The 11,288-nt window shown below is 64.2% G+C and carries 12 protein-coding genes and 2 pseudogenes; 1 reads left to right on the top strand and 13 read right to left on the bottom strand.

All coding sequences use genetic code 11. The annotated features are described in order from the left end of the window. Nucleotides 1-167: 167 nt before the first annotated feature. The gene (cueR, locus tag Q0U08_RS12515) at nt 168-596 is read right to left on the bottom strand and encodes a Cu(I)-responsive transcriptional regulator (RefSeq protein ID WP_082731082.1); all 429 of its coding nucleotides are present in this window, start codon (nt 594-596) and stop codon (nt 168-170) included. An 11-nt stretch (nt 597-607) separates the two neighbouring features. Beyond that, nucleotides 608-3,037: a heavy metal translocating P-type ATPase gene (locus Q0U08_RS12510; RefSeq protein ID WP_046407148.1), complete on the bottom strand. Its 2,430-nt coding sequence runs from the start codon at nt 3,035-3,037 to the stop codon at nt 608-610. Between the two features lie 158 nt (nt 3,038-3,195). Between Q0U08_RS12510 and Q0U08_RS12505 the strand changes: the two genes are divergently transcribed. Continuing rightward, nucleotides 3,196-3,390 (top strand): heavy-metal-associated domain-containing protein, encoded by a 195-nt coding sequence (locus tag Q0U08_RS12505; RefSeq protein ID WP_007407007.1) that lies wholly within the window; start codon nt 3,196-3,198, stop codon nt 3,388-3,390. 146 nt (nt 3,391-3,536) lie between these two features. Here the strand turns inward: Q0U08_RS12505 and Q0U08_RS12500 are convergent, their stop codons facing one another. The 11 genes and pseudogenes from Q0U08_RS12500 to Q0U08_RS12450 form a co-directional block, all read right to left on the bottom strand. Then, nucleotides 3,537-3,689 carry a DUF6118 family protein gene (locus tag Q0U08_RS12500; RefSeq protein ID WP_007407005.1) on the bottom strand — a complete coding sequence of 51 codons (153 nt, stop codon included), beginning with the start codon at nt 3,687-3,689 and terminating at the stop codon, nt 3,537-3,539. 284 nt (nt 3,690-3,973) lie between these two features. Beyond that, nucleotides 3,974-4,449: pseudogene (locus Q0U08_RS12495) on the bottom strand (Ti-type conjugative transfer relaxase TraA); the annotation flags it as partial. 90 nt (nt 4,450-4,539) lie between these two features. Beyond that, nucleotides 4,540-4,764 carry a DUF305 domain-containing protein gene (locus tag Q0U08_RS19875; RefSeq protein ID WP_340689027.1) on the bottom strand — a complete coding sequence of 75 codons (225 nt, stop codon included), beginning with the start codon at nt 4,762-4,764 and terminating at the stop codon, nt 4,540-4,542. A 262-nt stretch (nt 4,765-5,026) separates the two neighbouring features. Further along, nucleotides 5,027-5,473 carry a DUF305 domain-containing protein gene (locus tag Q0U08_RS12485; protein ID WP_081796470.1) on the bottom strand — a complete coding sequence of 149 codons (447 nt, stop codon included), beginning with the start codon at nt 5,471-5,473 and terminating at the stop codon, nt 5,027-5,029. A gap of 95 nt (nt 5,474-5,568) precedes the next feature. After that, the gene (locus tag Q0U08_RS12480; protein WP_242417704.1) at nt 5,569-6,171 is read right to left on the bottom strand and encodes a plasmid pRiA4b ORF-3 family protein; all 603 of its coding nucleotides are present in this window, start codon (nt 6,169-6,171) and stop codon (nt 5,569-5,571) included. Next, nucleotides 6,168-7,731, bottom strand: a pseudogene (locus tag Q0U08_RS12475) (IS66 family transposase). Before Q0U08_RS12475 ends, Q0U08_RS12480 begins: the two are co-directional and overlap by 4 nt. 43 nt (nt 7,732-7,774) lie before the next feature. Next, nucleotides 7,775-8,128 (bottom strand): IS66 family insertion sequence element accessory protein TnpB, encoded by a 354-nt coding sequence (gene tnpB, locus Q0U08_RS12470; protein WP_298091725.1) that lies wholly within the window; start codon nt 8,126-8,128, stop codon nt 7,775-7,777. After that, a complete protein-coding gene (locus Q0U08_RS12465) occupies nt 8,125-8,499 on the bottom strand; it encodes a transposase (protein ID WP_037447081.1) in 375 nt (124 codons plus the stop codon). The genes tnpB and Q0U08_RS12465 overlap by 4 nt, the downstream gene beginning before the upstream one ends. Before the next feature lie 212 nt (nt 8,500-8,711). Then, complete coding sequence (locus tag Q0U08_RS12460; protein ID WP_066487700.1) at nt 8,712-9,857, bottom strand: acyltransferase; 1,146 nt, start codon at nt 9,855-9,857, stop codon at nt 8,712-8,714. 137 nt (nt 9,858-9,994) lie between these two features. Next, the gene (locus Q0U08_RS12455) at nt 9,995-10,312 is read right to left on the bottom strand and encodes a sigma factor-like helix-turn-helix DNA-binding protein (RefSeq protein WP_017183481.1); all 318 of its coding nucleotides are present in this window, start codon (nt 10,310-10,312) and stop codon (nt 9,995-9,997) included. A gap of 162 nt (nt 10,313-10,474) precedes the next feature. After that, nucleotides 10,475-11,288 (bottom strand): DUF4396 domain-containing protein (locus Q0U08_RS12450; RefSeq protein ID WP_298091724.1); only part of this gene is annotated, 814 nt, incomplete at its 5' end.

Raw genomic sequence — 11,288 nt, 5'->3', positions numbered from 1 at the left:
GGCATTCATGGCAGGCGTCCATGCACGCCTTCATCTCGGGATCGATCTGATGCATTGTCTTTCCTTCCATATGCGCCCCCCTCCCCTTGTATATACGCGGTTCTTGGCGCTTTCCCTCGCCGGGGTCGGGACTTCACCGTCCTTGCGGCTCGGACCATGGTCCAAGGTCAACCCTTTTCTTTAGCGCAACGCAGACTCACATGTTCCACTCCGATCGCAAGATCGTCCAGGATCGGGCAATCCGGTCGATCTCCGCCCGCGCAGCGACGCGCCAGATCTTCGAGCGACTTGCGCATCGCTCGGAGCTCGTGCTCCTTGCGCTCCATCTCCGCGGCTCGTGCAAGCGCGAGGGCCTTGACCTCACCACTCGCCCGATCGCCGTCCTGCCACAGCGCGACGAGCTGGCCGATCTCCGAAATTGGAAAGCCCAGATCGCGTGCGCGGCCGATGAAGCGCAACATGTGGACTTCGCGTTCGTCATAGTCGCGGTAGCCGGAATCACGCCGCGTGGCCTTCGGAATGAGGCCGATCGCCTCATAATGGCGGATCATCCGCTGGCTGACGCCCGAAGCTTTGGCCGCCTGTCCTATATTCACGTATCGCCTCCTCAAGCCGCTGTCGGACGCCAACGGCGAAGCGTCAGAGCATTGGCGACGACGCTGACACTCGACAGCGCCATCGCCGCGCCGGCGATCACCGGGCTTAGATACCCGAACGCTGCCAGCGGGATGCCGACCAGGTTGTAGATGAACGCCCAGAACAGCCCCTGGCGGATCTTGGAATATGTCCGTTTGGAGATGTCGATCGCGTCCGCGACCAGGCGCGGATCGCCCCGCATCAGCGTGATGCCCGCTGCGTGCATCGCAACGTCTGTTCCGGTTGACATGGCGATGCCGACATCTGCTGCAGCGAGGGCAGGGGCGTCGTTGACGCCGTCCCCGACCATCGCGACCGTGCGGTCCCCGCCCCGCAATGCTGCTACCGCATCCGACTTTCCTTCCGGCAGGACATTGGCAACGAAATCGTCGATGCCGAGCTTGGCCGCCGCTGCGCGGGCGCTTCCCGCATTGTCTCCGGTCAGCATCACGCTGCGTATGCCACGGCCATGCAGCGCCGCCACGGCAGCAGCGGCGGAAGCCTTGACCTCGTCGCCGAACGCCAGAAGGCCGAGAAGGCGGCGTTCGGGCGCGCGTTCCGCGACCCAGGAGACCGTCCGTCCCTCGGCTTCCAGCCTGGCCGCCTCACTCGCCAGCGGTGTCATCACGATAGCTTCGTCGTCCATCAAGCGCGTGCTGCCGAGGATCAGGTTGCGGCCGTTGACGTCTGCAGCAACCCCGCGGCCGGGCAGGCCGCGCATCCCGTTGGCGCGGGCGGGTTCGACGCCTTCCGAGCTGGCCCACGCCAAGACGGCCCGGGCGAGCGGATGCTCGCTTCCAGCCTGAAGCGCCGCGGCGAGCGCGATCAGCTCGGCGCGTTCGGCCCCCTCGGCCGGCAGTGCGGCCAGCAGCGAGGGCTTGCCCTCGGTCAGCGTGCCGGTCTTGTCGAACGCGACGATGTTGATGCGGTGCGCGGTCTCCAGCGCCTCCGCGTCCTTGATGAGGACACCGGCCCGCGCGGCAACGCCCGTGCCGGCCATGATCGCGGTCGGCGTGGCCAGGCCGAGCGCGCACGGACAGGCGATGACGAGCACCGCGACCGCGTTCAGGATCGCGACTTCCACTCCGGCGCCGGCGATCAGCCAGCCGGCGAGGGTCAGCGCGGCTATGACGAGGACGATTGGCACGAACACGGCGCTGACCTTGTCGACGAGCCGCTGGATCGGAGCCTTGGCGCCCTGCGCGCTTTCGACAAGGCGCACGATGCGAGCGAGGGTGGTCTCAGCCCCCACCGCCGTCGTCTCGACCAGGATGAGGCCGTCCGCGTTGATCGATCCGCCGGTCACTGGGTCTCCAGCGGCCTTGGCGACCGGAAGGCTCTCTCCGGTGAGCATGGATTCATCGACATGGGTTGCTCCCTCGATCAGTCGTCCATCGACGGGGATGCGCTCGCCGGGCCGGACGCGGACGCGGTCACCCGAGCGCACCTCCGCCAGGGCAATCTCTCGTTCGCTGCCGTCGGTGCCGACAACGCGAGCCTGGTCGGGCCGCAGCGCCATCAGCGCGCGGATCGCCTCTCCGGTCTGACGCTTGGCGCGGCCTTCGAGCCATTTGCCGAGCAGGATAAGGGTGATGACGACGGCCGAAGCCTCGAAGTAATAATGCGCATCCATGCCGTGCATCGGCGCGAACAGCAGCTGGTAGAGGCTGAGCCCGTAGGCGGCCGATGTGCCGATCGCGACCAACAGGTCCATGTTGCCGGTTCGGGCGCGCGCGGCCTTCCAACCCGCGCGATAGAAGCGCGCGCCCAGCCAGAACTGCACGGGCGTCGCGAGCAGCAGCTGGATCCAGCCCGGCACCGCCACCTCGATACCGAACGGGGCCAGCAGCATCGGAACGACCAGCGGCAGCGACAGCGCCGCGGCGATCAGCACGTGGCGGAGCTCTCTTGTTGCGGCTGCGTCGCGGCGGGCGTCCTCGGCGCTTCGTTCCGCCTCCGCCGATCCGGTGCGCGCGAATGCGGTGTAACCAGCGCTTTCGACGGCCTCGACCAAGACATAAGTGGGGACGCCACCCACCGTTTCGATCCGCGCCGTCTCGGCTGCCAGGTTGACACTCGCGGAGCGGACGCCGGGCACTTTCAGCAGCGCCTTCTCGACCCGGCCGACACATGAGGCGCAGGTCATGCCCGTGATCGTCAACTCGGTCGTTTGCGTCAACGGGGTGTAGCCCGCCGCAAGAACCGCATCGGCTACGGCAGCGACATCGGATCGTCCATCGACGAACTCGACGTTCGCGCGCTCCGTCGCGAGATTGACCGAGACGCCGGCGACGCCCGGCACCCCGGCGATGGCGCGCTCCACCCGCCCGACACACGTCGCGCAGGTCATGCCATCGATGGCCAGCGACAGCCTGTCTTCGCTTCTCGCCTGTGTCTGCATTGGCAGCTGCGCCGGGGCGCTCATGGTCGTCTCCACTACTGAGTCGATGGCCTTATCGTCCCTCACATCGTGTCAAGGTCAACAGCTAAATACACCCCTTGACCCTGACACAGTGTCAAACCCCACATCTGCTTCATCCACCTCATGGAAGAACGAAGATGATCGATTTCAAAGTTCAGGGAATGACCTGCGGAGGCTGTGCGCGCGGTGTGACCAGCGCGCTTCAGCGCGTCGATGCCAAGGCCGTCGTCAACGTCGACTTGGCGAGCAAGACCGTTTCGGTAAACTCGACGGCCGATGTACAGCAACTCAAGCGGGCCATAGAGAAGGCCGGCTTCGCGGTGACGCAATAGAGAGCCCTATTTTGCCTGAGGGCTTTCGGGGCGGGCGCGTAAAAGGATTGTGCGTTGATCCGCACGCGCCCGCCTCGCGATCATAAGTGCACCGGCCTGAAACGGTCATGACACCGGCTGAAGCCTCAAAAGTCCGCGTTGTTACTTTATGGGGCGGGCGCGACCTTGACGGTGCATCGCACCGTCTCACGGGCTTTCGCAGCAGCTTCTACGCACCTTTCAATCGCTTCGCGATTAACCGTCACGATTCTGTCGGCCGCGACGATCCCACGGAACGCGGTCGGGCTGGCGCTCTGCATTAGGCGCTGCCCTGCTTCCCAACGTGGTAGGCCGAGCGTTCACGCCGCGATGCGCTGCGCCATCTGCTTGGGCGTCATCGCCATGACCGGGGCTTTGGAAAGAATATGGACAACATGGTCGATGCGGCCGGTCGCCGTGTCCACGCCCTGCTGAAGCACGCCAAGCGCCTTGCTGTAGTCGGGCACGTTGATCGCGCGGCGCGCTCGGCCGCCAAGCCCTCCACGGCACGGCGTAGCAATGCCAGCTCACGGTCCTGACCTTCTATCGCGGCACGCAACCGGTCGAACGCGCGGGCCTGGTCCTGCTCGGGCCGGGCATGGTCGCCCGCCATGTCCCTTGCCCCGGTCGCGCGACAGGGCGCGGACGAGCTGGCGCTGGTCGGCGAAGTCGCGCGGCCGTAATGGAGATGCACGTCGTCGCGATGCCGCGACATGCCGACATAGGCGCTGTGCCGGTCCATGCCGGGGGTGGCGAGGACAGGGGCGCGATCGACCGTCACCCCCTGCGATTTATGGATGGTGGCGGCATAGCCATGATCGACATGGGCATAATCCTTGGTGTCGAACGCGACACCGCGCCCGTCATCGAGGCGCACCGCCATGCCCTCGGGCGATACCCGCTCGATCGGGCGAGCGTGCCGTTCTTGACCCCCATGCCCCGTTCGTTGCGAAGGAACATGATGCGGTCGCCGGTCGCGAACTGGCGTGTCCCCCGCTCGGCCTTCACCGTCACGTCGCCGCCAAGGTCGTCCGACGAACGCCCAGCGCCAGCGCGGCGATCAGGTAGCGCATACAGATCTTGGTCGAAGCATCGTTGGCGGTCCCGTCCGATTGGAGCGGGACCATGCGGTTATTGAGCAGGCTTGCCCATTTTGCGGAGCATCGCATTCAGGGTCGCGATTTCGCGGTTCTGGCTTGTGATGGCTTTCTGCGCCTCGCCCCGGACCTCTGCATTCTGGGAACTGCGAAGCGCGATCTGCGACATCGCGACCGCACCGCGGTGATGCTCGATCATCTTGCGAATCCACGTCTCGCCGGCATCGGCTCCCTTCGCCGCCATCATCTTCTGGTGCATGTCCATCTCGGCCGGCCGTAGGGGTTGGCCGCGGTTGGCTGCATCATCTTGGAATGATCCATGCCTTGATGGTTCATGCCCTGATGCCCCGCCTGCTGGGCTAGGGCCGGGGTAGCGAGCAAGGCAAGGGTCGCCAGCACGGGTACAATACGCAGCTCGATCTCCTCGGGTCGTGTCAATTTTCTACGCGCCGGAAGCGCGCCCCCCTCATCCGCCGAAGCGATAATCGTTGGGTGGCTTGTCCTATCAGTCGCGCTTCGGTTCAAAGCCGGGGAAGAATGGCCTTCATCTGATCGATCTCGCGGCGCTGCCCCTTGATGATTTCGCCGCATAGCGCTTTCAACTCGGGATCACGGAGCGACGCCTCTTGGCACATCAGGATCGCGCCCGAGTGATGCGGAATCATCGACCGCGTGAACGCCCGGTCTCCGATCGTCGTCTGCGTCCGGATCAGCGCGTAGCTGCCGAGGAAGACCGCGATCGAGCCGATAATTAGTGCGCTGTTCGCCGCCCTGGAAGGAAACATATGGCGCATGGCGAGGATCATCGCGACTACCATCGGCGCGACCATCATCAGCGTCATATAGAACATATTCAGGTTGTTGTAGAAGCTGCCTAAACTGTCGATCATCACGAACATAACGAAATACATGATGATGCCGCTGACGACGGTCTGCACCGCCAAGCTCACATATGCGTTCTTCATCATCGCTACTCTCCCGTGTTGATGCCGCCCGCCCGCATAAGTGCGCCGCGCCGTGTCGCGCGTCGCCGGACAGTAAGCGTGGGCAGCAGACCGCCTTGCTATTGAGTGCGGCTCTTTTGGTAGGCGAGTTTGCCGGCGTGGCGGCGGATGGCGATGGCGGCGACGGCGCGGCGGGTGAAGCGTTCGTCGATGTCGTCGGCGTTGTAGGGGCCGCCATACCATTCACGTAAGCGGTCGTGTTCTTCGTGGCCGGGGTCGGCCATGGCATCAAGGAACATCTCGAACCCGGGCAAGCCGCCGACATCTTCGGGCGGGCAGCGCCGTTCCCCGTCGACGAAGCACGGATATTTGACGTCGGGTTCGCCGGGGCCGACCGTCTCGATGGTGATGGTGTGCCGCCAGTCGTCGCCCATGTCGTAGGTATAGACGAACTCCCGCACGCCCCGATCGATGAGCGTCGCGAGCTTCACGTTCTTTGCAGCGGTCATGCCGCTCTCCGGCCACATTGGGTCGGGAATGCCGTAGCGCTGGTCGGCGGCCTCGAAATGCCACAGATGGTAGTCCTCCCAACCCATCGCAGCCTGGACGATGTCGTGGAGCATCTTGAGGCTGGCGGTCGCCGGCACGTCGACCCGGCGCCAGATGGCGGGTTCGATGTCATCGAGGACGATATGCAGGCGGGCGATGGTCTCGACGCTCATGCCGCCAGTCTGGCAGGTTCGGGGGACCAGTTCCACGGCATGAGTTCGTCCCAGCGGCTGGCTGGCCAGTCACCGGCCACCTTGGCGATGACATCGGCGATATACGCCGGTGGGTCGACGCCGTTCGCCTTGCACGTCTGGATGATGGTGTAGATGGCCGCGGCCCGCTCGCCGCCTGCGCGCGAACCGGCGAACAGCCAGTTGCGGCGTCCGACCGCGACACCGCGCAGCGCACGCTCCGCGATATTGTTGTCGATCTCCAGGCGACCATCACCCAGGAAGCGCGACAGCGCTAGCCAGCGTTTCGTGCCATAGGCGATGGCCCTTGCCATGTCGGACCTCGACGACAGGCGGCGCAAGCTGGCGTCGAGCACCTCGCGCAAGGCGTCGACCAGCGGTCGACTTTTCTCCTGTCGGGCTCGCCATCGCACGTCGGGTGGTTGGCCACGGACCTCGGCCTCGACAGCGTAAAGCGTGCCGATCCGCTCGAGGATATCGGTGGTCAGCGGTGTAGGCGACCGTTCGTGCAGGTCGAAGACCTTGCGCCGGAAATGTGCCCAGCATGCCACCTCGGTGACGCCACCCCGATACAGTCCGTCATAACCGGCATAGGCATCCGCCTGCAGGAAGTTGCGGAAGCCGGCGAGATGAGACAGCGGGTGCGCGGCGGTGCGGTCTGGCGTGAAGCGATACCAGGTCGCGCGCGGCGCCGTGCTGCCGGATGCCTGGTCGTCGGCCGCGTACACCCATAACCGGCCAGTCGCGGTCTTGCCCCGGCCGGGGTCGAGCACCGGCACCGGCGTGTCGTCGGCATGGATCTTGTCGGCCTTGAGCACCTCGTCGCGGATGCGGCTGACGATGGGGTCGAGAAGTGCTGCGGCCTGTCCGGTCCAGCTCGCCAATGTCGAGCGGTCGATGTCGATACCTTGCGCTGCCATCATTTCGGCCTGGCGGTAGAGCGGCAGATGGTGGTCGAACTTGGAGACGACGACGTGCGCCAGCGTCGCGAAGGTCGCCTTGCCTCTGGCCACAGCGCTCACCGGTGCGGGTGCCTGGACAATCTTCTCGCATACCCGGCAACTGTATTTTGGGGCGGACGTTGCGCACGACGCGCCAGCGCACCGGCACAATGTCGAGCATCTCGTGTGTGTCCAAGCCGAGCGCGCGCAACGCACCGCCACAGTCCGGGCAGGTGCAGGCACCCGACGCCGGCTCGTGGACGACCTCCTCGCGCGGCAGATGTCCGGGCAGACTGCGGACGGGCACCGGCCGAACCGCCACGCCAGGGTCAACCATCTCAGGCCCAGGCGCATCGCGCTCGGTCTCGAGTTCCTCCAGCGCCAGTTCGAGCTGCTCGATCTCGCGCCCCAGCTTCTCGGACGAGGCGCCGAACTGCATCCGCCGCAGCCGCGCGATCTGTCCGCGCAGGGTATCGATGAGCAGGTCGCGAGCGGCCAGCGCGGCATTGGCCCGGGCGAGCGAAGCCTCCAGCGCGGCGATCCGCGCGGTGGCATCTGCTATGGAAACAGGCGCTTCCGACACGCTGTCTCCATAGCAGATTGCAGGTCGCTGGGCGAGGGAAAGTGGCGCAAAACCGCCGTTCTTACCCCGCCAGTGTCGGCGTGAACGTCCGCTCAGGCCGACGCCAGTCGATGCCTTCCAGCAGCATCGACAATTGCGCCGGCGTCAGTGTCACGGTGCCGGTCGCGGTCACTGGCCAGACGAAGCGGCCCCGGTCGAGCCGCTTGGAAAACAGGCAAAGACCTTGCCCATCGAACCACAGCAGCTTGACCAGATGACCGCGCTTGCCGCGGAACGCGAACAGCGCTCCGGAATGCGGGTTCTGCGCCAGCACCTGCTGCACCAGCACCGCCAGGCCATCGAACCCCTTGCGCATGTCGGTCACGCCGCACGCCAGGAACACCCGCGTCGGCAACGGCACTGGCACCGGGCTCATCGCAGCACCGACAAAACCCGTGCAAGCACATCTGCATCCACGCCTGCGTCGACACTCACCCGCACGCCGCCCGGCAACTCGATCTGGATGAGCCCCGATGGATATGGCGCCGGCTGTGGCGCTGGCGGCGTCAGTTCCGCCACCTGTACCTCGGCAAATACCGGCAGCGACGGCATCGCCCCGGCCAACTTGCCTTCGCGCAGCTGCTTGCGCCACGTGTAGATCAGGCTGCTCGATACCTCGCGATGCGCGATGACATCGCAGACCCGACCCCCCGGTCGGAACGCCTCCGCCAGGATCTCCAGCTTCTCCGTGTCCGACCATCGGCGCCGGCCTGACACCCGGCCAACCACCTCCATCCGACCAGTCATACGAGTGCTCGTATGACTGGTCGTAGAACCCAAAACTTCCCGCACGGCCGCGCCCTCGTCAAAGGCGACAAGCATCCCTGCTACCGGCGCTACCGCAAGACGGCCTGCTGACCACGCTTACGCCGGACAGGCTAGCGCATCCATAACAGTCAGTGGATGATACGTGCGTAATCCATCCACCCCTCACCGATTCGACAAGCCTTGCTGCAGTTCTAGGATACCAAACGGCCCGCGCACGCTTTCTGGACGGTCAACAGCTTGGCGTAGAAGAAGGTGCGTACCCGCGCGGTGTGCCGTTCGGTGAGAGTCGCAAACAGACCACAGGCAAAAACTGCAAGTGCGAGCGTAGCGCCAACAAGTGCGATGTTGCCCGCCGTTGGTGGTAAGCGCTCAGAGCCCACTAACAACGCTGCGGCGAATGCCATGATTGGAAAGTGCATGGCATAGAGTGAAAAGCTGGCTTTTGCTCCATAACCGGCGAACGGTCGCAACCAGCGCGGCGTTGGCGGATTCGCTCGTAGCAATATATATAGAAAAAGTGCGAATGCGCCCGCCAGTGCCAGTTCAAGGCCCTCCAGTCCGACAACCCGCACAACGATAAGTATTGCCGGTAATATGCTGCTCGCAATGATCAGCCAGGTGCGGCCAATCGGTGATCGGGGAAAATCGGTCAGATGCGTTTTGGTCATACCATGAAGCGCAGCACCACAAAGCCAACAAGCAAAGCCGATCAGCATGAATGGCGTAATCCAGGCCAGACCGATAAAAATTAAGAAGATTGACGGGCGACGTTGCCTCCAACTGACGACAATGGCCGGAAACCAGATGTAAAACCAGAATTCATAAGCGAGGCTCCAAAGTGGTCCGTTAGTGCCGAACGGCGCAACCACGATGCCCTGCAAGAAGAGAATGTTGCCTAGCAGCACATGCCACTCGAGCGCGCCGACGACATCCTTGCGCAGCACGTAAGTCTCGGTCGTGCCGAGATGGGTCGATGACTCGAGGGCGTAGAGGCCCACCGCGTCGAGCGCTCCACCGATCACCAATGCCGGCACTAGCACGACCAGCAATCGCGCAAGGCGGTCGATCAGGTAGCTTGACCAATGCCAATCCCCGATCCGTCTGTCGATACTGCGCGCGATCCAGAAGCCGCTGAGCACGAAGAAAAGAATGACGCTTGCATGCGCATAACCAGCCAAAAAATAGCCGGCCGAAGCCGCGACCGAGGCTTGCCCGCAATAATCTTCGATGAGGAGATACCAAGCATGTGCGAACGCGACTACGACTGCCAGGACACAGCGCATGGCATCCATAACCGCAAAAGCGCCCTGACCCGACTTCTGGTCGCCGCGCTCCATGTCTTGCCCAGATTTGGTCGAAAAGCCGTCTCCGCGGCGCGCATCCGTTGTATCCCCCATGCATACGATACGACGGCAGATCGCTTACCCCTCAAACTCGTGCCTTCTTTTTTGCCGAACAGGGTGGGGCCAAGCTGTTACGACAGCGATGCTGCCCGTTGGCGGGCGCGATAGAGACGCGTTTCGGCCGCCTTCTCGCTTATGTCGAGTATCAGTGCGGTTTCGACTTGGCTGATGCCCTCGATAGTCCGGAGGACCAGCGATTCCTTCAAGGTCGTTGGCAACACGGCGATGGCACGTGTCGCCCGGTCCAGTTCCTGTCGATTGGCTACGGCGTCTTCAATCGCGTTTCGGTCTCCCGGGACAGCCTCGGCCTCCCTGCCAATTGGCACCGCCAATGACAAATTGCCGCACGGCGTGCTGGCCACCCATTTAAGACAATGGTTCATCGCCATGTGAAGGCAGGGCACATGGCATTCGTGGCAGGGCGTCCATGCACGCCTTCATGTCGGGGTTGATCTGGTGCATCTCTCTACCTCCGTGTGAGTCCCCGCCTGCCCCTGATACGCGCGCCGCGGAATCACCCCTTGTCGCGATCTCCGTCGATCGAGGCGATGCTACATCGCCCATCGGCCGAACAGCGTTGCAACTATGATGCCCGCGCCAAGCATTAGGAGCGTCAGCGCCGTCATCGCGACGATCTGCGGTCCGGTCACGCGCGGGCCCGTCCCCATGCCGCTCATCCCTGCCATCGCATCGTGCTTCATGTCCGGCATCGGCGTAGCCGATTGCCGGTCCGCGGCGACCTCGTGCCCGCCATGCCCGAGTACGCGCACCGTGCCCATGCCGTGCTTCAACCGGACGCCGACAAGCCAAAGGTTGATAGGGTAGGCAACGGCGAAGCCGACAAGCGTCGCAAGCGACATGACGCCCCAAAAGCGAAGCGAGTTGGCGTGCATCGCAGCCATGTCCCGGCTCATCAACACCACCATCGTCGGGATCATGCCGGCCATAACGGCATTCATCGAAAGCCATTCGGGGATGAACGACATGCGAAGCGCCCCCCAATAGGAACCGCCCGCCATGTCGCGCATGAACAGCGCCTGGAAAATCAGCAGCCCGAACGCGAAGCCGAACACATATTCCGCAATCACGTCCTGCCACATCGGCAGGCCGAGTGCCGTGGTGATCGCGGCCGCGGCGATGACGCCGGTCGCGTCACCCGCCATGCAATGAATGGCCGACCCGAACGCCTGCTTCCAGAGCGGCCGAACGAAGTCCTCGTGCCGCTCGTTCGCCGGTTCCTGGCAGGACAGGACATAGGCCGCGGCCATGATCGGGCCGCCGTAGAGCGTGACCAGCAGCCACCCCCATTTTGAGCAGCCCCCACCGGGTGGTCCGGGTTGATAGTTAGTGCATTGTCGTCTCCGC

The sequence above is a fragment of the uncultured Sphingomonas sp. genome, from assembly GCF_946477935.1.
Lineage (GTDB): Bacteria > Pseudomonadota > Alphaproteobacteria > Sphingomonadales > Sphingomonadaceae > Sphingomonas.
Note: the sequence above shows the minus strand (reverse complement) of the source record. Positions and strands in the feature narration are given on the sequence as shown.